The organism is Arthrobacter sp. Z5-13, assembly GCF_056499105.1.
The window spans coordinates 346,009-367,387 of sequence record NZ_CP096460.1; the positions used below are offsets into that span (position 1 = coordinate 346,009).

Here is a 21,379-nt window from a genome sequence, read left to right on the forward strand (position 1 = left end):
ATGACCCTGGACACAGTGATCGATGCGGTCTCGGCCGTCTTTATGGTGGTGGGGGCCGCGATGTCCCTCGGCGCTGCCATCGGCCTGCTGCGCTTCCCGGACCTCATGAGCCGCATGCACGCTGCCACCAAACCCCAGGTGCTGGGACTCTTTCTGCTGCTGGCCTCTGTAGGGCTTCAGCTGCGCACATGGTGGGTATGGCCGGTGCTGCTCCTCGCCTGGATATTCCAGCTCTTGACGGTCCCGGTCTCGGCACACATGGTGGGCCGGGCAGGTTACCGGACCAAGCACCTTCACCGCGAGCTGCTCAGCACCGACGAGCTGGAAGCAGTGGTGCAGAAAGCAGCTGCCAAGGACGCGGCGAACCCCGCCATAGAGGACGACGACGATCCCGCGTGAGCGGTAAGTGGTGAGCTTGGAGCGGCAAAGCGCTAAGGTGCTAAGGCGGTGAGCGGTGGGCCGTGCCGCTAGACGATGTCCTGGGTCTTGGCGAAGCGTGTGATGGCTCGCTGGGTTCCGCGGTTTGCGAGGACCTGGATGATGGCGCTGACTGAGGCGGAGACCAGGGCAAACGTCAATGCTGTGCGGAGCGTGGTGGGCACGTCATCCTTGTCGCCCTTGGGGGGCTTCCGGCCGGTGAACTTCTCCCAGGCCGCATCCACCACCTTGGTGCCGGCATAACCGGCCAGCAGGCTGATGCCCGTACCAAGCAACTTGATGAAAAAAGTCATTTCCAAAACACCTATCAGTAGAAACAGTAAAACAGGAGGAAACGGGACTTCCCCTAGACTAACGGCATCGTTGACGGAGTTCGGTCAAGGGCGGAGCTGCTACTGCCGCCGTTCCTCCCGGACGGGCCTGAGGCGGGCCGGCGTCCCTTCCTCTGACAGAGGGGGAAAGCTACACGTAAATTCGCCCCGGTAACCGAACAGGAAACCGAAGAGAGGGTTCCGGACCTGCATCTGGATGGTGAACACGCCGCGCTGATCGTCATAACCTTCGTATAGATCAGCCGTCCCCGTCAGGAAAGCGGGAAAGGTGAAACCCAGCCTGCCCTCGTAGAAGCGCTGCCCTTCGGACCGCAGGTGGAGGGAACCGTCGGGAAGGACTTCGAGCTTCAGATCTGTGGCCAGATGCTGGTGGGTCCCCAGGTAGTCCACAATGCGGCCCGTTTTCTTGCTGTAGATCATGGTGGCGTCAAAGCGGCGTTTCTTGCCCGGCTTCACAGTCATGGTCCGCACGAAGGTCACCGTCGGGCGCCCCAAGCCGTCAAGGTAGGGGTAGTTTTCGATGGTGAAGGGGATGTCCTTCCCCTGGTCCGGAAAGAGGATGTTCCGGAAAGCGCCGAGGCGGAGGAAAGGGACGGTCCACCATGCCCCGCGGCGCACTTCCGAGAAGATACCGGTGCCGATGCACGCATAGCCTGAGGCGAGGTCCACGCCGAAGCGCCGCTGCAGCATCGGGTGTAGCCGGTGGAAATCCGGGCCCAAGGCGGTGGCGAAGATGGAGGTCATGCCCGCGCTCCCTCAAATTGTGGCTGCGTCCTGTGGCCCGGATCCGGCAGCGTCTTCAGTGACGCCGGGGCTTCCGCTGAACCTCTGTCCGGTGGCTGACGAAGGCATCGTCTTGCTCTGGGCACCGTTGGATGGGAGGGCAGCGTCAGGGCCGCAGCTGCCAGGACCAAGCCGAGCGCTGCAGCGGGGGCCCTGGCCGGGAGATTCAACGCTTCGGGACTCTTTGAGGAAGCAGCCCGGGGACGTTCCGCAACAGCATGGCGGAGGAGCGCCGCCGCTCCTGCGAGGCCGGTGGCGCGCGCGGCAGCGTCAAGGAACCAGGCGTTGCGGCTCTTGGCCGGATCAACGCCCGATTCAGTCCACATACGGAGCCGGTCAAAGCTTAATGCTGTGGCCCAGCCGAGGCCGGGGCGGATCAACCGGGCGTCCAGCTTCCGGCCAATGGCACCCATGCCGGGAGCGTAGTTGTAGCCGGTGATGAAGCGGATGCCCTGATCCACGGGTACGTAGCGCCAGTAGCCCGAGCCCGGGCCGATCGGCGAGAGAGGGTTGCTGGTGGAGAATTTGAGTACCGACGTAGCTTGTCCGCCTGCTGTCGTTCTATGCCCCAGCGATGTACCGGTCCCGGTGATGGCGTAAAACGGCAGCTGGAATTCATACCGGAACTGTGAGTGCCCGTCGCTGCCCACGCCGGTCGAGATGATCCTGGAGAACCGGAGATCCCAGCGCGGATGCCGGGCCGGGTTCTGGCTCAGCTCCCAGAGGTTGTCCATGGACGATCGCACCAGGATCTCCACATAGATCTGCCGGCCGCTTCGCGCTTCATTCGTACGTGTTGTTTCCCCCATCCCAGGATCATAAGGGGTGAATAGGCCGGCAGCTGAAGTACCGTATCCCGCGGGAACGTGCTCCACGGAAACGCAGGAGTCCTACGCCGCCGATTGTGACATCCGCACAGGAACCCCACCACCGCCCAGGTGTAAACTGGACAACGCCCACAAGGGCAGATTGATTACGACAGGGGAGCGCCGCCGTCGGGCATCACCGGTTTTCCGGGAGTGCGATGGATGGGCGCTGAGAGTGCGGACAGCCGCAGACCCTCGAACCTGATCCGGTTAGTACCGGCGCAAGGGAGTCGAGTTCTCAGAGTGTCCGGCAGAAGCGGCGCGATTCCGCTCCAGCCGGGGAGCACTTTCCCCTCCTGTTCCTCAGGAGGAAGACATGACTGGAATTTCTGCAAAGCAGACCCCCACAACCAGCAAAAAGAGCTGGCGCGTTGTGGACATCGTGGTGGCGGCACTGATCGCCGTCGCCGGTGGCGTGATCTTCTGGGCTTGGTCCCAGGGCGCCAACGTTATTTCCGCTCCGCTCAATGCGGTTTACCCGCCACTGACCGGTCTCTACGCCGGTGGCTGGATGATCCCCGCAGTGCTGGGAATGCTCATCATCCGCAAGCCAGGCGCGGCCCTGTTCTGCGAGACCGTTGCGGCTACGGGTGAACTCCTCATGGGTTCGCAGTACGGCACCACTGTGCTGATTTCCGGCCTGCTGCAGGGCCTTGGCGCGGAACTGGTGTTCGCGGCCTTCGTGTACAAGAAGTTCAACCTGCCGATCGCTTTGCTGGCCGGTGCCGGCGCAGGCTTCTTCTGCGGCCTGAACGACTCCTTCGCACCATGGGGCTGGAACATTGCTTACGCAGCCGGTGACAAGGCCGCTTACATCCTGTTCACCGCCATCTCGGGTGCCATCATTGCCGGGGCCCTGTCCTGGATCGCCACCCGCGGCCTCGCCAAGACCGGAGTTTTGAGCTCCTTCGCCTCCCGTAAGGCTGCGACGGAGCCCGTCTTCTCCTGATGACACCGATTCGCGACGGCGGCGTCCGCCCCGCCGGGGTAACGGCACAAGGCTGGGCCTGGCGCCATGCCGGCAGGCCCCGCCCCGCCGTCCAAGGGCTTGACCTGGACATCCGGCCGGGGGAGCGGGTGCTCCTGCTTGGCCCGTCCGGTGCCGGTAAGTCCACGCTCCTGCACGCCCTCGCAGGGGTGCTCGGTGACGCGAACGACGACGACGGCGAGGCAGGGGACTCCGACGAGTCCGGTTCGCTGCTCATCGACGGCCAGCCTCCACGTGCGCAGCGTGGGCGGGCCGGGCTTATGCAGCAGGATCCCGAAACGCAGGTGATCCTGTCCCGGCTCGGCGACGACGTCGCGTTCGGTGCCGAAAACCTTGCAGTGCCCCGGGCAGAAATCTGGGCCCGTGTGCATGAGGCGCTCGACGACGTCGGGCTGGGTCACTTGCCATTGGACCACCCGACGTCGGCTCTCTCCGGCGGGCAAAAGCAGCGCCTGGCGCTCGCCGGCATCCTGGCCATGCGTCCCGGGATCCTTCTGTTGGATGAGCCCACCGCCAACCTTGATCCTGCCGGGGTGCTGGAAGTCCGCGACGCCGTGGGCCGCTGCCTGGAGAAAACCGGAGCAACGCTGGTGGTTGTGGAGCACCGTGTTGCGGTGTGGAAAGACCTCGTGGATCGAATCGTTGTGCTTCAGCCTGGAGCGTCGAATGACGGCGCGGTGCTCATTGACGGAACCCCGGACCAGGTCCTGGAGCAGGCAAAAGAGATGCTGATCAGGGCGGGGGTCTGGGTTCCTGGCCACATTCCGGCAACCCGCCCGCGGGGCTCGGCTGCCACCGCAGCGCTGCCTGGCGGAGCAGATTCCGGCCAGCTGCTCCTTGCCGCGGAAAAGCTTGCCGTCTCGCGTGAACGGCCCCGGCGTCGTGGCTTTAAGACGCTTCTTCCCACCCCGGTGCAAAGCGGCATCTCGGCGCAGGTCCGGGCCGGCGAAGCGCTCACCGTCACGGGACCCAACGGCTCGGGAAAATCCACCTTTGCCCTCACCTTGGCAGGGCTGCTGAAGCCCGTGGCCGGAGCGGTGTCGGCCACCCTCGAGCTCAGCGCGGGCGCCGGGATTGACCCGTACAAGTGGAAGGCAGAACAGCTGATTTCCAGGATCGGCACGGTCTTCCAGGAGCCCGAGCACCAGTTCGTGACCGGCCGGGTCCTGGACGAGCTCCTTTTCGGCCCCAAACATCTGGGCCATGGCGAGGAACGCGTGGACGAACTCCTGGAGCGGCTCAGGCTCACCTCCCTTGTGGACGCCAACCCCTACACGCTGTCCGGCGGCGAAAAGCGAAGGCTCTCCGTGGCAACCGTCCTGGCTGCCCACCCGCAGGTGCTGGTCCTGGATGAGCCCACCTTCGGCCAGGACGCCAACACCTGGGCCGAACTTGCGTCCTTCCTCTCCGAACTCCTGGACGCCGGCGCGGCAGTGGTTTCCGTGACCCACGACCAGGAATTCTCCTCGGTCCTTGGCGGCACGGAACTCGCCCTGGGAACCCCCGAAATGGCAGCATCATGAGGGAAGCCCTGACCCTGCGGGGGGATTCGCTCCTGAGCCGCGCCAATCCGCTGGCCAAGTTTGTGGCCGTCTTCCTCATCACGCTGGTCCTGGCGTTGTCCATCGACTGGGTCTCGGCGACTGTGGCCCTGGGCTTCGAGTTGCTGCTGTTTCCGCTGGCCGGTCTGACTCCCATTCTCCTGTGGCAACGCGGCTGGCCCCTGATCCTTGCGGCCGCCCTGGGAGGCTGGAGTACCGCCATTCTGGCTCCAGACACCGGACAGATACTGCTCGACGTCGGCATCTGGTCCATCAGCGCGGGTTCCCTCGAGCTGGGGATGGGATTCATGCTCCGGGGGCTGGCCATTGCGCTGCCGGCGGTGCTGCTGATGAGCTGCACCGACCCGACGGACCTTGCCGATGCCCTGGCTCAAAAAGCGAAACTGCCACACCGCTTCGTCCTGGGAACCCTGGCTGCGATGCGCCTCGTAGGGCTCATGGCGGAGGAATGGCAAACCATAGGGATGGCACGCCGCGCCCGTGGAGTCGGTTCGCGCGGCACCCCTTTGCAGCGGATCCGGGCAACGCTGGGCCAGAGTTTCGGGCTCCTGGTGCAGGCCATCCGCCGCGCTTCAAGGCTCGCCGTCACCATGGAGGCCCGTGGTTTTGGTGGAGCCGAGCGGACTTGGGCGCGCGAATCCACGTACAGCCCGCTGGACGTCTGGGTGCTCGTTGGGGGTACGCTGATCGCCGCGGCCGCCGTGGCGGCCGCCATCGGTGCAGGGACGTGGAACCTGGTCTGGGCAGGGACAAGCTGAAGCAGTATCGCACCAGATGGGTAAGAATGTGTGATTGCTCGCAGAATCAGCCCTTATTGAGGACTTCCGAACTCATAAATGGTATATTCCTGCTATGACTCAAGAGACTGCGGAATCCGTCGGTGCCATGCTTCGCGACGCTCGAACGGAGAAGGGCTGGACCCAAGGGCAACTTGCCGCAGAGCTCGGAACAAGCCAGAGTGCCATTGCCCGGATGGAACAGGGCAAGCAGAACCTGAGCCTCAAGATGATTCAGCGGCTGGAAACCATCTTCGGCCATGCCATCGTAAAAGTCGGCCGGCCACAAATGACCCACCTCCGGGTGGAAGGCGGACTTACCCTCTCCGGCTCGGTGGACGTAAACAGCAGCAAGAATGCCGGTGTCGCGCTTCTTTGTGCCAGCCTCATCAACAGGGGCACCACCACTCTCCGCAGGCTGGCCAGGATCGAGGAAGTCAACAGGATCGTGGAGGTCCTCACCAGCATCGGCGTTGAATGCACCTGGCTCAACGACACCGATCTCCAGATCCGCAGGCCCGCAGTTCTGGACCTGGGCTCAATGGACGCTGAAGCAGCCCGCCGCACGCGCAGTGTGATCATGCTCCTGGGCCCGTTGCTGGATGAGTCGGCAGAGTATCACCTCCCCTACGCCGGAGGCTGCGATCTAGGCACTCGCACAGTGGAACCGCACATGCAGGCACTGCGGCAATTCGGCCTTTCGGTGGAGGCAAGTGCAGGGTTCTACGCCGTCCAGGCTCCCCAGTCCGATGAAGAAGACCGCTCGTTTGTGCTCAGCGAACGCGGCGATACCGTCACCGAAAACGCAATCATGGCGGCAGCACATCGCCGTGGCACCACCGTCATCCGTAACGCCAGCCCCAACTACATGGTCCAGGACCTCTGCTTCTACCTCGAGATGCTGGGAGTGGAGATTGAAGGCGTTGGCACCACCACGCTCAAGATCACCGGCCAGCCCTCCATAGACGCCGACGTCGAATATTTCCCCTCGGAGGACCCCATCGAGGCCATGAGCCTCATCACGGCCGGCATTGTCACCAATTCCGAGGTCACAGTCCGGCGGGTCCCCATCGAGTTCATGGAGATCGAGCTGGCCACGCTCGGGCAGATGGGGCAGGAGTTGGAGGTGTCCGGAGAGTACTTTGCCCGGAACGGACGCACAAGGCTGGTGGATGTCACCACCAAGCCGTCAGAACTGCACGCTCCCCAGGACAAAATCCATCCCATGCCGTTCCCGGGTCTGAACATCGACAATCTGCCGTTCTTTGCCGTCATAGCCGCGAACGCGGAGGGTCAGACGATGATCCACGACTGGGTCTATGAGAACCGCGCCATCTACTTGACCGAGCTGAACAAACTCGGCGCCCAGGTTCAGTTGCTGGATCCGCACCGCATCTACGTCAACGGGCCCACCAAATGGCGCGCAGCTGAAGTCGGTTGCCCGCCTGCACTCCGTCCGGCGGCTTGCCTGCTGCTCGCGATGCTGGCTGCCAGGGGCGTCTCGGAACTCCGCAATATCTACGTGATCGAGCGCGGCTATGAAGATCTCGCAGAACGCCTCAACACCCTCGGCGCGAGGATCGAGTACTTCCAGGACTGAGTCCTGCCCTCAGCGCTGACGCACAATGGATCTATGCGGACCTTTGGCGTTGAGGAAGAACTGCTCATAGTGCACCCCGAAACGGGGGAGCCGCTGGCCTTGGCGGATGCGCTGCTGGCGGTCAGGACCCCCGCTGCCGATGACGGCCCGGAAACAGACGACGGCGACAGGGCACTAACCGCCGAGCTCAAGCTCGAGCAGATCGAAACGCAGACGCTGCCTTGCCGGGACTATACGGAGCTCCTCCAGCAGGTCCGGGACGGCCGAGCCCTGGCCGACCACGCCGCCCGGCAGCACGGTGCGCGTGTGGCTGCGCTGGCCACATCGCCAATTGCCTCCACCACCCACATCACACCGGACCCCCGTTATGCGGCCATCAAGGAGCGTTACGGCCTGACGGTGCACGAGCTGCTCACGTGCGGTTTCCACGTCCATACCTCCATCGAATCACCCGAGGAGGGCGTGGCCGTCCTGGACAGGATCCGGGACAAGCTGGCCGTCCTTGTTGCCCTGAGTGCCAATTCTCCGTTCTGGAACGGAGTGGAGACCGGGTTCGAAAGCTACCGCACCCAGGCCTGGAACCGCTTGCCGACGTCGGGTCCCTCAGCGATCTTCGGTACCTTGCCCGTCTACCGGCGCACGGTAGCCAGGCTCCTGGAAACAGGGGTGCTCCTTGACGAGGGCATGATCTATCTCGATGCCAGGCTGGCGCGGAACCATCCCACCGTTGAGGTCAGGGTGGCCGACGTCTGCCTTCGCGCTGAGGACGCAGCCCTCATCGCAGTGCTGGTCCGCGCGCTGGTGGAAACGGCAAGCCGCGAATGGCATGACGACGTCGACCCGCTCCCGGCGCCCACTGTCCTGTTGAGGACCGCGTCCTGGCAGGCCAGCAACCGTGGACTCCGCAGTGAACTCCTCCATTTTGGAACCTTCAGACCTGCTCCGGCGGCCGACGTCGTACACGCCCTGGTGGATTACCTCGAACCGGTCCTGCGCGAGCAGGGCGAGCTGGAACTGGCCCGGGCCGGCGTCGCCCGGATCCTGTCGCACGGTACGGGAGCCGAGCAGCAGCGACGGGCCCGGGATGAGGCGGAAGCGGACGCGGCGTTCGACGGCGGCGGGCTGAGCGCCGTCGTCGCCCACGCGGTGGAGGTCACCATGCGTGGAGCTGACGCACTTCCGACGGCGGCCCAGCCTCCGGTCCTCCAGCGCGTCAGGCGCGGCTGATCCGTTTCGTGAAACCGGTGTATCTGCGTGACACAAATGCAGGCCCCTGAAATCAGGAGCCTGCATTTGCTTACGGCCGGCTTTCACCAGGGCCGCTTTCGGTCACCGCCGCACCAGGGGGAAACAGCGGGGACCGAAGCTTCGGGTTAGAGCAGCGCTCCTCCCTCGGATGATGCGGCAATTGTCTGCGTTGCGCGGCGACGGCGGAAGTTGACCATAGCGAAGCCGGCGATCAGCAGCACCAGGGCTACTCCGAGTCCGCTGAGGATGTTCGTTCCGGTGTTTGCCAAGGCCACGGCCTGCGAGATCACTTTGTGGGTTGTGGTGCAGTCCGGGTTCTGGTCCTCGGCCGGAACGCAGACGCCTCCGACGCCGGGGGCGACGACGTTGGTCAACGTTCCGTCCCCGGATCCGACTGCTCCCGTGACCACCGAGTAGGTGATGGTGACTACGTCCCCAACGGCAAGGTCCCCGGTCCAGGTCAGTTTGTTGCTGACCTGGGCCACGCTGACGGCCCCGGCGGAGGCCTTGGCGTCATTGTTGTAGCTCGCGTCGTCCAGGACCTTGGCCAGATCGTCGGTGGCGAGGGCCCCTGTCACAGTTCCTGGCCCGGTCTGGCGGACCTGGACAGAATAGGTGACCTTGTTTCCTTCGACCACGTTAGAACCGTTGTCCGGATCCGAGGTCTTGGAGACGGTGTAACCACCCTGCAGATGGGTGGTGGTGCACTCGGTGCTCTGGCCCTCCACCGGAACACACTCACCGCCAGGTCCTGGAGTGACTACGTTGGTGAGGGTCCCGTCGCCTGCTCCGAAGGTTCCGGTGGTGACGGAGTAGGTGATGGTGACTACGTCCCCAACGGCAAGATCCCCGGTCCAGTTCAGTTTCTGCCCGCTCTGATCCGCAGCGACAGTTCCCTTGGAGGCGACGGCGTCACTGTTGTAGGCGGCGTCGTCCAGGACCTTGGACAGGTCATCGGTAGCAAGAGCGCCCGGTACTGCTGCGGGCCCGGCCTGACGGACCTGGACCGTGTAGGTGATCTTGCCGCCCTCGGTGACCGAGGAACCGCTGGCCGGGTCCGAGGTCTTGGAGACGGTGAAGCCGCCCTTGAGGTGGGTGGTGGTGCATTCCGTAGTTTCGCCTTCAGCAGGAACACATTCACCTCCGGTGCCGGGGGTGACAACGTTGAGCAGTTCGCCGTCACCGCCGTCCAGCGGTCCGGTGACCGTGACGGAGTACGTTAGCGTGACGGACTGACCCGGCATGATCTGCCCGGCTGACCAGGAGAGGTTATCCCCGTTCACAGAGGCCGTACCGCTGTTCGCTTCAACAACGGTGATGTCATCGTTGTAGTCGGCGTCATCAAGGACGCCGGCAAGGGTGTCGCTGATCGAAGGATTCGGGTACGGCGCTGCACTGGTTGCCGGCTCGGTGATGGTGACCGTGTAGCGGATCACGTCACCGGGCTTGACGTCGGAGCCTGACGCGGGGTCGGCGACCTTCACCACTGTGTAGGGCTCGGGGACGAGGAAACCTGCCGGATCCTCCGGAGTAAGAGCTGGCCCGTCCGGAGGGGTAACCGAGGCGGTTGCCGTGTTGACGGTGGTGCCCACGGCTGCCGTCATTTCACAGTTCACAGTGGCTGAAGCACCCACAGCGATGCTGGCAACAGTTGTTCCGCAGTCCGGAATCAGGGAGTCGGCGACCAGGACGTTGGTCAGTTCGCCGGTGCCCTTGTTCGTGGCAATGATCCGGAACGGAACGGTGTCGCCCACAAGGTACTGCGGGTAGTCAGCCGCGGCGTTGGCATCACGCCAGTCCGCGTCGTTTGCCGGATCCCCGCCCTTGACCAGGACGTACTTTTTCAGGTCCATGGCGTAGCAATCCCCGATGGTGGTCGATGCGGAGGAAAGCATCGGCAGCAGGGTGTGGCCGGCAATGGAGTTGGCCGTGTTGACCAGGACCTGACCGGGCTTGTTGTCTCCGGCGGCCGGGGCAACACAGTCCGTTCCTGCAGGCGTGGCGAAATTGATCGAGATCCGCTGGGAAGCACCGGGCTCCAGTGCGGGCCCGATAATCCTGACAGCAGTCGGGTTGGCAACAGGGGTGGTGGACCAGTTCACGGTGTTACCCGTGACAGATCCGGGAGTGCCGCCGTTGGAGGCATGGCGCGGATCGTTACTCAGGCCCGCGAAGGCCGCCGTCGTGTAGTAAACGGTGGAATCGGCAGGGGCATCAACCCCGGTGACGGAGTAGGTTCCGTCGATGTTCGTGCCGCGACCATCGCCTACTGCGGGAAGGATATCTATGGTGTCTGTGAACGGGTTGACCTCAGGGTCCTGGGAATTAACGATCAGTTCCCACGACGAGTTGTCGCCGTAGAAGGACAACACATTGTCCGCCGCAGACTTTCCCAAAGTGGTGGCCGAGGAGCTCGGAACCGTCACAGTGGCCGAAGCGGACCGGGCACCGACAGGGCGCTGGTCACCGGGGACGCTGATCACTGCTGTGTTGGTCAGTTTGCTGCCGGGAATGGGTGCACCGTCCTCGGGGACCTGGGCCTGGTACGTGATGGTCTGATCCACGTTCGCGGGGACATTCGTGAAGTTCCAGGTAATGGTCCGCCCGTCAACCGAAACCGATGACGGGGCAGGGCTGGCTGAGCCCGGAACGTAAACCATGCCCTCGGGAAGGGTATCCACTACCGGGAACGAGACCGGCGGAGGGCTGGTGACGAGGTTGTCGGCCCTGGCCGTAATGGTGTACGGGATGGGGACGCCCGGCCGGGCTGTTGTTTCGGTGGTTCCCTTGGTGATGACACCCTGCGGTCCCTGCAACCGGTACGCATCGGCGGAGCCGTTCATGTTCGGCCCGAAAGTGCTGCCCGGCAAGTCAATGCCACCAGGGGCGCTGCTGATATTGTGCCAGCCGTTCAGAGACGGATACTCGGGGAAAGCACCCGGAATCCAGTGGTTGAATGCTCCTACTGTCCAGCCTTCACCCGTGGTAGGAGCGCCAGGAGAAATGTAGCCAAAAGCCCGGAGGAAAGTGTGCGGTGAACGATCCACAGCCGGATCCCAGGTCATCTTCACCGCGGTCACGCCGGCCGGAAGAATCATCAGGCTATCGGTGGTGACACGTGGGTCATTTAGCGAGGTGCCCGGAGCAGGGGACATCTCAGTCCACATGGCACCCGGCGACGCCTGCCCGCACGTTTCGGTCTTCGGGTTAATAGCAGTGGTGGTGTAGAAGTACCGTGCAGTTGGGTAGTTGATGTATCCCTTCTCACCGCCAATAACGCCGTCGAAGCCCCCGCCATCCATATGGGTAGGAATGAAGGCCGGGTTCTGGTTCATCGTGCAAATGCCGGCCATCTGCGCTCCGCCGGCACCGGTGTAGGTCGCCCAGAACGTGCTGTTGGCCTGCATGTACATTCGCAAGTCGACGTCCTCGCCGGCTGAGGATGCAGCCAGCAGTTCGTTAAAACTGTCAATGCCAGGGATCGGCAGGGGCATGTCCTGGCTGGTGCCGGGGCTGACCCACAGATTCGCGTCCCAGGCGGTACGGGAATTGGTGGGAGTTCCGGCCCAGTGGTTACTGAAACCTCCGGGTGGCGGGAGCGTTGCCGAGGAGACGTTATTGGTCTGCGGATCCGGGGACGTGACATTGTCAGTGAACGTGAACGGAGGAGCGCCGGCCGCGCTGAACGTGTAGGTGGTGAGCACAGTTACCGGTGTTGGAATGCTGAACTCGATGGTTCCCGAAGCGATGTAGGCGCCGCTTCCAGGCAAGGGGGAGCCCATGCTGTCATTCACAGGAGTATTGACCAGCGTGTAGGTCAGGTCCGAGGCAGTAACCGAGTAGTTCGCACCCGATCCCGTGACCGTGCAGGTAGGGAAGTTGGTTTTATCCGCCTGTGTGGGATCGGAGTAGGGCTGGCCGGTTGACCTTGAACGAGCGCCCACAGGGACACAGCTTTCCCACTGGAAACCTGTCATTGCACCGGGAACCGAGCCTGTGACGTTGACGGGGAAGGTGTAGGAGGCGGGTCCGGGACGGCTGCCCGCATCGAGAATCAGTGAGTAGTTCATCTTGATAAATGTGCGGTTGCCGCCGGAGCGGCTTTCCTGAATGCCTCCCTGATATCCCTGCCCGGGAGCTGAGACGAGGGAGAGATCCATGCCGTGGGAATAGGAGATCGGCAAAGGTGTCGGACTGGCGGGCCCTGCCGGGGCAATGGCCTCGTCCGACGTCGCTGTGCCTGAAGCGGTCAGGTTGCCGCCGTTTTCGCCGGATACCCGGATGGCTGCCTGGATAACGGTGGACGTGCCTTCGACAACTGTCCCTACGTTGCACACGAGCGTTGTGCCATCGGCGGAGATCGAAGAAACGGGCGTGACGTCAGACCTCTTGCACACATCGGGGATGCTCGTGAAGACACCATTTCCAGTGGTCAGAGTAGCCCGGACGTTGTCTACGGGTTCATTGAGCTCCGGAGCGGCGGAATCGTTGGTGTTGACATGGAATTCCGCCATCCTGGAGGAGGCGAAAGGGGCGTCAGTAGGGGCAGGGTTGCCGGCCCAGTTCGCCGTAATTTCATGAATGGAGCCCGGGGCGGCCCAAGCTGCCGGGAGAGTTCCCATGATGAGGGCCGCCAACAGCGAGAAAGCGAGAGTGAAAGACAGGGTCTTCCGGGCGATGCTGCGGTCTCTGGTCATAGGGAAAGTCCGGGAATTTATACCCCCGGGGAGGTCACCTAGGCCTCTCCGGAGATTCTGGCCTTTACGTAAAAAGTTCAACTGAGTACCACCTGACGGTTGGATCAGGGCACAGACTCGACCCTAATGATTTCTTTGGGTCGCGTCATTTACAGCTGATGGCTCTGAAATTTGCTTCCCCCCAAGGTAAATATTAGGGACAAACAAGCGCCTGTCAATTACTGTCAATTCACATAGCAACTACGCCAGTAATGTAAGGATACTTACGTTCTTATAGAACGTTGTGACTTACTTGAACATTCAATACTTTGTGCTTACATGGCAAGGCCCAACAGGGCGGGATCATGAGAGCCTAGTGGATTCTGTGCGGTTCCCTGTAGAAATGAGGACCGTAAATGTAGCGAGGCAGAAGAATTCCGAGCTGTGCATAAATGCAGCAACTCTAAAAGTCCCCTTATCCTTTGGCGAAAGGCGAAGACAAAACCGTGACAAGATCACGGGAAATAAGTTGTCAAGGAATTCGCAATATGTTTGCTCAATTCCAGCACAACAAAAACTCTGCCGGGGAATTCCCCGCACTTTTCCACGGATGGGGTTTTCAGGTGATCCGGCATCCTGTTCCGCCCGACCCTGATGGCGGGCAAGCTGTCTTTCATGCCCGGAGAGTGTTCAACCACATCCAGGGAGGGGCTTTTTGTCCCACGCCCTACTAACCGCATGCAGGACAAATCGTGACGCGGTTACCGGAAGTGGTGAGGGAACCGCTACGGCTTGTCTTAGCGGCGGGAACCCGTAAGTCGATCCTTCACAGGTCGGCCTGACACGGTAACGATGTATTTGAAATGGATTTCTATGACCCGCAGAACCGCACTCGAGGCACCTCTGCGGGACGGTTTAGCGGGCCGGGTATACGGAAATCGGAAGCATCAGCATTCGTATTGGACTTTTCATGGTGGGGGAGTGGCGCGAAGTGGTGGCGGTGGAGGACCGGCTTACTGGCGACTTCCATTCAAACTCTCGTCCTGGTTGCGCAGGGGTCAGTGAATCCCAAGAACCCTCAGACAGGCGGATACTCCGGCAGCGGCGACCACAACAATGACAAGGGGTGCGTGCATCGCGGTCAGGCCGGCAGCCGCAGCCACCCCAGTGATGCGGGCCCACCCGGCGAAACCCTGTCCGTCATAGATAGTTGCGGCCGCGGCGACGCTTGCGAGAAGCACGATCACCGCGGGTTCACTCCATTGTTGGAGCCGGAGGGCGAAGCGGGACCCGCCGAAGCTGACCCCGCCGAGTCTGATGACATAGGTACCGACGGCGAGAACGAGAATCGCGAGAACGAGATTTATGTCAGCCACCGTGCCCCCGCTTTCGCACAAGTGTGAGCAACCCGACTAAACCCAGGACGGGGGCGACTCCAGCGGCCACGACGGGTGTGGCAGCCGCGGCGATCGTCGCGCCGGCAAGCGCAGGACCAACGGTGCTGCGCGTGATGGTTCCGAGGAGGATCGCGACAAAGATGGCAGGGAAAACCGCATCGAGCCCGAGGCGCCTGGGGTCGGGCACGACGTACCCGACAAGCACGCCAATCGTCGCGCCGAGCGGCCACGCGACCAGAATTGCGACCCCGACGACGCTGAATGCGTTGAGGCGTCGGGCTGGTTGCGGCTCGGCTAGCGCGAAGGCGACGCTTTCGTCGTTGATCAGGTGGGTCGACAAGTACCGAAGTAGGCGCGGCCGCGGCAGAAACGCGGAAGCCGAGAACCCATAGACGACGTTCCGAAGATTCACCAGCAGTGCTGCAGCTACCGCCACCCAAGGCAGCCCGCCCGCCGCGATGACCCCAACGAACAGCAGCTCCGAGGATGCGCTGAGCACAAGAACGGCGGCAAGCACGACGAGCCACGGCGGAAATCCCGCAGCAAGCGCCGTTGAGCCATAAGCCACCCCGACCATGAGCACAGCTGAGGCGATCGATATCGCAGGGGAAAGAGGCGAAGCTGTTCGATAGAATGAACGCATGACTATTATTGTGAACGACGCTCACTTGCCTGTCAAACCGATCGATTGTTCGATATGGTGAACGCATGGTGGAACAGCTCGGCGCACGAATCGGTGCGGGAATTCGACGGGAGCGCATTGCCGGAGGCCTGTCGGTTTCCGAGCTCGCCCGTCGCGCAGGATTGTCCAAGGGGACAGTTTCTCAACTTGAATCGGGCGGGGGTAACCCCAGCGTTGAGACGTTATGGGCACTGGGAGACGCGCTCGGCGTGCCATTTGCCCGGCTCGTAGACAAGACAGCTGAGCCTGTCACGCTGATTCGTGCCGCGGATGCGCCGCGCATCCGTTCTGCCGACAGCGACTATATGGCCGCACTCCTCTCCGCCAGTCCCCCCAACGCGCGCCGCGACGTTTACTTGGTACAGGCCGACCCCAGCAGCCCCAAGGTGTCCGCTCCCCATGCCTATGGCACTGTGGAGCACGTGGTGCTGATATCGGGTGCGGCACTCGTCGGTCCGGCGTCCTCGCCCGTCGCCCTGTCGCCCGGCGACTACCTTTGTTATCCGGGCGACGCTCCCCACATCTTCGACGCCCAGGACAATGGCACCGCCGCAGTGCTCATTTCAGAACTCAGGTAGCGCGCGAGCGAATGCGTTCGCGTGCACTACGTCCGCACGCCCCTGAGGGATCCTTCTCGGGCAATCGGATTGCCCGGTCAGGGTTCGGCGTACGGGCACCAGATACGACCTTTAGCACCTGAATCCGGGCTTGCAGCGATTTCCACTCTGCCTTGGTCCGTGAGTAGGGATATGACTGGGAGGATCCCGATGCCAAGGCGCAATCCTCTATTCGTCATAACGGGAGTGCTGGCCTGCCACAGCCAGACCGTGCGGCAAGGCGTGTTTGCGCATTTCCTCTTCAGTTAGTGGAGGAAAGCTTGCTCCGCAATCAGCTGCTGTAGCAGCGTTGGATGTGGTTTTACTGGGTTCGGCTGGATTGTCCGGTGGCTCTGATGTCTCCGGGCATTCAGCTTTGGAGGACCCGCTGTCACTCGTCTCTCCCGGTGAAGGTGTTGCAGATGGTAGCGGCGGCTTTTGCCCTTCTTGCTCGGGTCCGCTACTGGCTGTGTTCCCACAGGCAGCGACGGCGAAGATCAGGACGCACATGGTCATGAACACTTGTATGGCTCTGGGACATCTGACGCGTTGATTTCTAGTCGTCACCATGAACACCCCCCTTTTCCTATCCGTTTCGGAACTCGTTATAAGTCGTCCCAATATTCTGATTTGAAAAATAGGGCGAATTGCTAACAGTCGGATTTACGATCCGATCAAAAGTGCTCACAACGCCGTTAGCGTATCCGCTACTCGTGTCGTAACCCCTTAGCCAAGGGCCGCCGCTGCGCCCACGGGTCATGTTGCACGCAATTTGAATTTGACCGGTGCTCCAATGCATTGATTGACCGGTGCAGAAGTATTGTCCTGACGCGTCGAATGGAGGTTCAACAGGGTAGCCTTGCGCAGTGAACTGACCGATCTCTGGCTGGCCCCACGTAACTCCCAGACCACCTACGACATTAAACCAGATTTTGGCCGCTTAGTGGATAGACCACTTTCAAGGAACTGGGACAGTCGATCCCAGCATGCTAGGGCGGCGTGCATGACCGGTCTCTTCCTTATGTGGAGGGTTTCACATTCCTGCGAGTGATGGAGCCTCTTGGTCTTCGTTCCGGTACGAATGACCCCGGACGATGCCGGTGGTGCCTATGGCTATGCATGCCAGAACGGAGAGCAGAGAGAGTCCGGCGAGGGCCAGGGGGAACACGGCCCCGGCAGTATCGGCTGTGACGGTGGCACCGAGTAGAGGGGGGAACGCTATGCCACCGATCATTGAGATGGCGATCAATGACCCGCTCACCCAGGATCGTCCACCGAAGAGCTGGTTTGCCCAGGCCAAGGCAGTCGGAAAAATTGGTCCGATCGCGAACCCCGCCAGAGCCAGGCCTATGACGGCGGCGCCAGGGATGAAGGCGATAGCTGAACCAATTGTCATGAGGGTGCAGCTGAGGGTCACAACTGTCCCGGGACGCAGCCGCTTAATCGCTGAGGCCAGGATGAAACGACTTGCGGTCATGCTGAACCAGAACAGTGACGTGGCCGCGGCCGCCTGCTCGACACTGATCCCGCTAAAGATCAGGTAGGTTGCTTCCCAGCTGCCGATTCCGCTACCGACTGCGACATGGAAAACGAAGACGCAGACCATTCCCAGGAAAGCAACGATGAAGTAAAGCCGTTTACCTGACGCCATGGGAGCGGTTGCTGGGGTTTCTGGTGCCGCTGAACCCTGGGTGGGGAATGATCGGACTCCTTGGATTCCCAAGGCTGTGATGAGCGTAAGAACGGCAAAGCCGGTGAAGTATGCCGGGTAGTGTTCGGGACCGAAGACGGCGACCGCAAGAGGGGCGAGGATGGCCCCGATGCCGAAGAAGCCGTGAAGAAGATTCAGCATCTTTCCGGAACCGGAGCCAAATGCCAGGGCAAACAGGTGGCTGAAAGCATAATCAAGTGCTCCGAAGCCTAGACCGGCTGCAGCGGAGGCTGCGATGGCAAGAATCAGGTTCGGTGCCCAGCCAAAACCCAGGCTGCCCAGGAGTAGGAGTACATAGCCGGCCGTGAGTGTAATTCTGTTGCCCACCCGTGCATGGACACTTTGGCTGCCGACCACTCCGAGGAGACCTCCAATGAAGTGGGCGCTGACGACGATTCCTACAGCGGAGGGAGAGGTCTCGAAGCGTTCTATGAGCCGGATCAGCGATGGGCCGTAGAGCGCTTCGAGGGCGCCGATGAGTAGCATCCCACCGAAGGAGGAAGTGATTCCTAGAGGGGTGAACAGGCGGTTGGACATGAAGAATCCTTAGCGGGTGTGAGAAAGGGTGCAATCCGAATGCGGACTGAAAAGCGCCGCTCGTGCGGCGCGCTCAATCAAGACTGCGAGGCAGGCCGGATGCGGACAATGAAAACAATCCCTCTATACTTTTTTACTCATGGTCCCCGGACGGAAAGGCGGGGTGGCATGTGCTCGTCACCGGGTTCTGTTGAAAGAGGAGAAATTTGATGGTGATCCAGGCTCGTGCCGAAAAGACTCGATCCGCCGTCCTGCGGGCGGGGGCTGTTGTGTTCAACCGCGAAGGGTTTGCCCGAGCTACCGCCGCTGCCATCATTCGGGAAGCTGCAGTTACCAAGGGATCCATGCAGTTTCACTTCCAGACCAAGGAGAAACTTGCCCAAGCCGTGATCGCTGAATACAAGCAGGAGTTCAGCCCGGCTTCCGAGCACGTATCAAATCAAGCGGGCCGTGGCATGATTTCTGCGATGGAACTCTCGGCGGTGATCGCTCGCCAACTTACTGAAGAACCGTTCGTCGGGGCGGCTTACCGGCTCACCATGGAAGAATCTATCTTCGCCTCGCGCGTAACCAAGCCCTACCTGGACGCTATCGGGATTTTCGAAGGGCTGTTCCGCCAGGCGGTCTCTGCCGGGGAGCTCCGCCCAGGCATCAATGTAGAGGACTTGGCCCGCCATGTGGTGGCCTCATTCATCGGCGTGCAATTGGTCTCGAACGCCCTCACGAGCCGCACAGACCTGATCCAACGGGTAGCCCATATGTGGACATTCCTTCTTCCCTCCATCACAGAGCCCCGATACCTGGATCTACATATGAAGATGGCCCGAAGCATCTTCGTTTCCCACTACACGAAGTCTCGCTCGGATCTTTCCGCGAACTAATCCTCCGCGGCGCATACGGCTTTATCGTTCTGGTTGGGTGGGGGAGTGTCCCACGGTGGCTGTCCCGGTTCTAAGGAAGTGGGACAGGCCCTGACATTAGTCTTTGGATAGTGCAGTTGTAGGCCAAGTAGCCTGTTGAGGTGGTTGGAGATGAGCATGAACTGTCAGGTGGAAATGCGTCCGGACGTGTTGTGCGCGTAGGCGATACGGTACGAAAGCCCTGGCTGAAACATTCCGCGGCCGTGCAGAGCTATCTCACTGCACTCCGCTCAGCTGGCGTGGAGGTTCCCGGCCTCTGGGCCGGGATGAAGACGGCCCGGTATGTGATCGAGTACGTAGAAGGAGCGTCTGTGCTCGAGCAGTTGCCGCTTGGGCATGAGGATTTGATACGGGTTGGGCGGATGATCCGGCAGATCCATGATGCGAGCGAAAACGTGGCGTTTTCCGATCCTGACAGTTGGGACTGCTGCTGCCCGAGGCATTGACTATAAGAAGCTATCTTCCTATTCTCTAGGTATGGGGCGCAGAAAACAGGGAACCCTTCTCCCAATAGAGCTGAAGATCTTGCGGGTCGTTGCAGAATTGGATGCGGCGGACCGTCAGGCGTACGGCTTCGCCCTTGCAAGCGCGCTCTCCGCCCAAGAAGGAAAGAAGCTGGCTGCGCATGGAACTCTGTATAAGGCGTTGGCCCGGATGACAGAGGCAGCTCTGTTGGATTCCCACTGGGAGAGTCCCGAGGTCGCTGAAAGTGAGGGCCGGCCTCGTCGGCGGCTGTACAGCATTACCAATAGCGGAAGGGACGCGGTGTCGATGGCCGCAAAGGTTGCCCTTGCACCCGCACCGGCTCCGAGGGCTTTCAGGCCGGTGCACCCTTGAGAGAGCAGCAGGGATTCCAATCCTCTTGGAGCGCGAAGGTTGTCATGTGGTGGGCAGGGATCTATACGCGCTCAGTCCTGCCGGAGGTTGCTGCCGCCCGCCGCGAGGAACTGAAGTCTGACCTCCATGAACAATTTAGTGAGGGCGCACGAAGCGGCCTTTCTCCCGCGGCTATCAGCCGCTCCGTCGCCTGGCGGGCAGTGCGCGGGGTGCCGGGAGACCTTCGCTGGGGCGGCGCTCATTACAACCGAAAGAGGAACGCCATGGGGACGACAGCGGGTAATCGTGAGACCAGAAACCTGTTCCACGGTATGAACATTCTTTGGGTCGTCCTGGCAGCAGCGTTCGTCGTCGGATTTGGCGCCACGCTTGCAGAACACCTCGTGCGAGGTTACCTCTTGCCTCTCGTGATGTTCGGCAATATGGGCTTCCCCGCCTCGGCTCTTTTGGTCCTGACGAGCATGGTGGTTTTCCCTATTGCACGAGCCGCCCAACTGATTGGTCAGAAGTTCACCCAAATGCCTGCGCCCCATGAGGACTAGTCGAGTCTGCCGACAGCCATAGATTGGTGGCGTATCGACACACAGGCTTCTCGTCCGCCGTTCGGTACATCCCGATACCAAGGAAGTGGGACGGAGGGGAGCGCAGCGTTTAGGGCACCCCGAATATAACCGGGATGTCGGGCCTTTGAGAAAGCGTGCCAGGTGTTCTAGTGGTGACGGGTGGAGGACCGCTATCTGAAGCCATCCCCGCCCATCTGTCTTCAACCTGTGGGATGGAGCGAGCTGACCCAGCCATTCCAGTACCTTGCGGTTTGGCTCTCCTGGCGAACCACGCGGTCGGGCGCATCGCCCTTAGCGGGCCAGAAGCTGAGCTGGTAGGTGTCGATCGGCTCCTCCGTTTCAAGGATTGTGTCGACTGCTCGGGCAGAGTCCATTCCCCTTGCCGCGTACCGGACGCGGTATGTGCCAGGAGCTAGGTCAATTGGATACAAGACCTGGCCTGCCCACTCCTCTAGGAAGGGACGGGCGACCACTGTGGATGAGACTTCGACGACGTCCTCCCAAGCCCGGTCCAGTGGTGGTTCTGAATCGGAGAACTCGACGCTGAAATTCACATGGCCGGTGTGCAGACCCGTGATTAGAAATAGGAGGTTGGGGCTGGATGCGCCGCACAGGCCGTTGGACTGCCCTCGAAAAGATGCCTCCAAGTCAGAGCCGAAGACGGGCCCGGACACGACATAGGCCTGGCCATAGTGCACCCACAATCGACCATTGAAAAGGGTCTTCATTGCAACACTCTAGACGCCGGCGAAATGGCATCTCAGCACGCAATCTGTCCCAGCCACGGTTCCCCACATGGACGCAGTGCCCGGCGGCGTGACTAAAGGAAAGCCCACCAGATGGGGGACTGGCTGGCTTTCCGGATTC

At 61.7% G+C, this 21,379-nt stretch carries 19 protein-coding genes and 1 riboswitch; of the genes, 11 read left to right on the forward strand and 8 right to left on the reverse strand.

The window, feature by feature from the left end; translation table 11 throughout:
* The gene (mnhG, locus tag M1E02_RS01545) at positions 1–399 is read left to right on the forward strand and encodes a monovalent cation/H(+) antiporter subunit G (protein ID WP_479376411.1); all 399 of its coding nucleotides are present in this window, start codon (positions 1–3) and stop codon (positions 397–399) included.
* A 68-nt stretch (positions 400–467) separates the two neighbouring features.
* Here the strand turns inward: mnhG and M1E02_RS01550 are convergent, their stop codons facing one another.
* From M1E02_RS01550 to M1E02_RS01560, 3 genes are all read right to left on the reverse strand, one after another.
* Positions 468–731, reverse strand: a complete 264-nt coding sequence (locus M1E02_RS01550) for a DUF4235 domain-containing protein (RefSeq protein WP_479376412.1) — start codon at positions 729–731, stop codon at positions 468–470.
* A 99-nt stretch (positions 732–830) separates the two neighbouring features.
* Positions 831–1,514 (reverse strand): DUF4166 domain-containing protein, encoded by a 684-nt coding sequence (locus M1E02_RS01555; protein WP_479376413.1) that lies wholly within the window; start codon positions 1,512–1,514, stop codon positions 831–833.
* Positions 1,511–2,362 carry a hypothetical protein gene (locus M1E02_RS01560; RefSeq protein ID WP_479376414.1) on the reverse strand — a complete coding sequence of 284 codons (852 nt, stop codon included), beginning with the start codon at positions 2,360–2,362 and terminating at the stop codon, positions 1,511–1,513. Before M1E02_RS01560 ends, M1E02_RS01555 begins: the two co-directional genes overlap by 4 nt.
* Before the next feature lie 161 nt (positions 2,363–2,523).
* Positions 2,524–2,665, forward strand: a riboswitch (TPP riboswitch).
* Between the two features lie 70 nt (positions 2,666–2,735).
* Here M1E02_RS01560 and M1E02_RS01565 point away from each other — a divergent pair.
* The 5 genes from M1E02_RS01565 to M1E02_RS01585 all read left to right on the forward strand — a co-directional run bounded on the left by M1E02_RS01565 (position 2,736) and on the right by M1E02_RS01585 (position 8,572).
* Positions 2,736–3,368 (forward strand): ECF transporter S component, encoded by a 633-nt coding sequence (locus M1E02_RS01565; protein ID WP_479376415.1) that lies wholly within the window; start codon positions 2,736–2,738, stop codon positions 3,366–3,368.
* Complete coding sequence (locus M1E02_RS01570) at positions 3,368–4,930, forward strand: ABC transporter ATP-binding protein (RefSeq protein WP_479376416.1); 1,563 nt, start codon at positions 3,368–3,370, stop codon at positions 4,928–4,930. Before M1E02_RS01565 ends, M1E02_RS01570 begins: the two co-directional genes overlap by 1 nt.
* A complete protein-coding gene (locus tag M1E02_RS01575) occupies positions 4,927–5,727 on the forward strand; it encodes an energy-coupling factor transporter transmembrane component T family protein (RefSeq protein WP_479376417.1) in 801 nt (266 codons plus the stop codon). Before M1E02_RS01570 ends, M1E02_RS01575 begins: the two co-directional genes overlap by 4 nt.
* 94 nt (positions 5,728–5,821) lie before the next feature.
* Positions 5,822–7,345 (forward strand): UDP-N-acetylglucosamine 1-carboxyvinyltransferase, encoded by a 1,524-nt coding sequence (locus tag M1E02_RS01580; RefSeq protein WP_479376418.1) that lies wholly within the window; start codon positions 5,822–5,824, stop codon positions 7,343–7,345.
* A gap of 33 nt (positions 7,346–7,378) precedes the next feature.
* Positions 7,379–8,572 (forward strand): glutamate--cysteine ligase 2, encoded by a 1,194-nt coding sequence (locus tag M1E02_RS01585; RefSeq protein ID WP_479376419.1) that lies wholly within the window; start codon positions 7,379–7,381, stop codon positions 8,570–8,572.
* 146 nt (positions 8,573–8,718) lie between these two features.
* Here the strand turns inward: M1E02_RS01585 and M1E02_RS01590 are convergent, their stop codons facing one another.
* The 3 genes from M1E02_RS01590 to M1E02_RS01600 all read right to left on the reverse strand — a co-directional run bounded on the left by M1E02_RS01590 (position 8,719) and on the right by M1E02_RS01600 (position 15,309).
* Positions 8,719–13,290, reverse strand: coding sequence for a DUF7927 domain-containing protein (locus tag M1E02_RS01590; RefSeq protein WP_479376420.1), 4,572 nt, complete (start codon positions 13,288–13,290; stop codon positions 8,719–8,721).
* Positions 13,291–14,327: 1,037 nt separating this feature from the next.
* Positions 14,328–14,645 carry an AzlD domain-containing protein gene (locus tag M1E02_RS01595; protein WP_479376421.1) on the reverse strand — a complete coding sequence of 106 codons (318 nt, stop codon included), beginning with the start codon at positions 14,643–14,645 and terminating at the stop codon, positions 14,328–14,330.
* Positions 14,638–15,309, reverse strand: coding sequence for an AzlC family ABC transporter permease (locus tag M1E02_RS01600; protein ID WP_479376422.1), 672 nt, complete (start codon positions 15,307–15,309; stop codon positions 14,638–14,640). Before M1E02_RS01600 ends, M1E02_RS01595 begins: the two co-directional genes overlap by 8 nt.
* A 65-nt stretch (positions 15,310–15,374) precedes the next feature.
* Between M1E02_RS01600 and M1E02_RS01605 the strand changes: the two genes are divergently transcribed.
* On the forward strand, positions 15,375–15,926 hold the full coding sequence (locus tag M1E02_RS01605; protein ID WP_479376423.1) for a helix-turn-helix domain-containing protein: 552 nt from the start codon (positions 15,375–15,377) through the stop codon (positions 15,924–15,926).
* 1,051 nt (positions 15,927–16,977) lie between these two features.
* Here M1E02_RS01605 and M1E02_RS01610 read toward each other — a convergent pair.
* Positions 16,978–18,192 (reverse strand): MFS transporter, encoded by a 1,215-nt coding sequence (locus M1E02_RS01610; RefSeq protein WP_479376424.1) that lies wholly within the window; start codon positions 18,190–18,192, stop codon positions 16,978–16,980.
* 209 nt (positions 18,193–18,401) lie between these two features.
* Here M1E02_RS01610 and M1E02_RS01615 point away from each other — a divergent pair, with 209 nt between their 5' ends.
* The 4 genes from M1E02_RS01615 to M1E02_RS01630 all read left to right on the forward strand — a co-directional run bounded on the left by M1E02_RS01615 (position 18,402) and on the right by M1E02_RS01630 (position 20,491).
* Complete coding sequence (locus M1E02_RS01615) at positions 18,402–19,073, forward strand: ScbR family autoregulator-binding transcription factor (RefSeq protein WP_479376425.1); 672 nt, start codon at positions 18,402–18,404, stop codon at positions 19,071–19,073.
* 140 nt (positions 19,074–19,213) lie between these two features.
* On the forward strand, positions 19,214–19,558 hold the full coding sequence (locus tag M1E02_RS01620) for a BUD32 family EKC/KEOPS complex subunit (RefSeq protein WP_479376426.1): 345 nt from the start codon (positions 19,214–19,216) through the stop codon (positions 19,556–19,558).
* 31 nt (positions 19,559–19,589) lie between these two features.
* Positions 19,590–19,949: a PadR family transcriptional regulator gene (locus M1E02_RS01625; protein WP_479376427.1), complete on the forward strand. Its 360-nt coding sequence runs from the start codon at positions 19,590–19,592 to the stop codon at positions 19,947–19,949.
* Between the two features lie 44 nt (positions 19,950–19,993).
* Complete coding sequence (locus tag M1E02_RS01630) at positions 19,994–20,491, forward strand: hypothetical protein (protein ID WP_479376428.1); 498 nt, start codon at positions 19,994–19,996, stop codon at positions 20,489–20,491.
* Between the two features lie 221 nt (positions 20,492–20,712).
* Here M1E02_RS01630 and M1E02_RS01635 read toward each other — a convergent pair whose 3' ends face one another.
* Positions 20,713–21,240, reverse strand: a complete 528-nt coding sequence (locus tag M1E02_RS01635; protein ID WP_479376429.1) for a hypothetical protein — start codon at positions 21,238–21,240, stop codon at positions 20,713–20,715.
* Between the last annotated feature and the right edge of the window lie 139 nt (positions 21,241–21,379).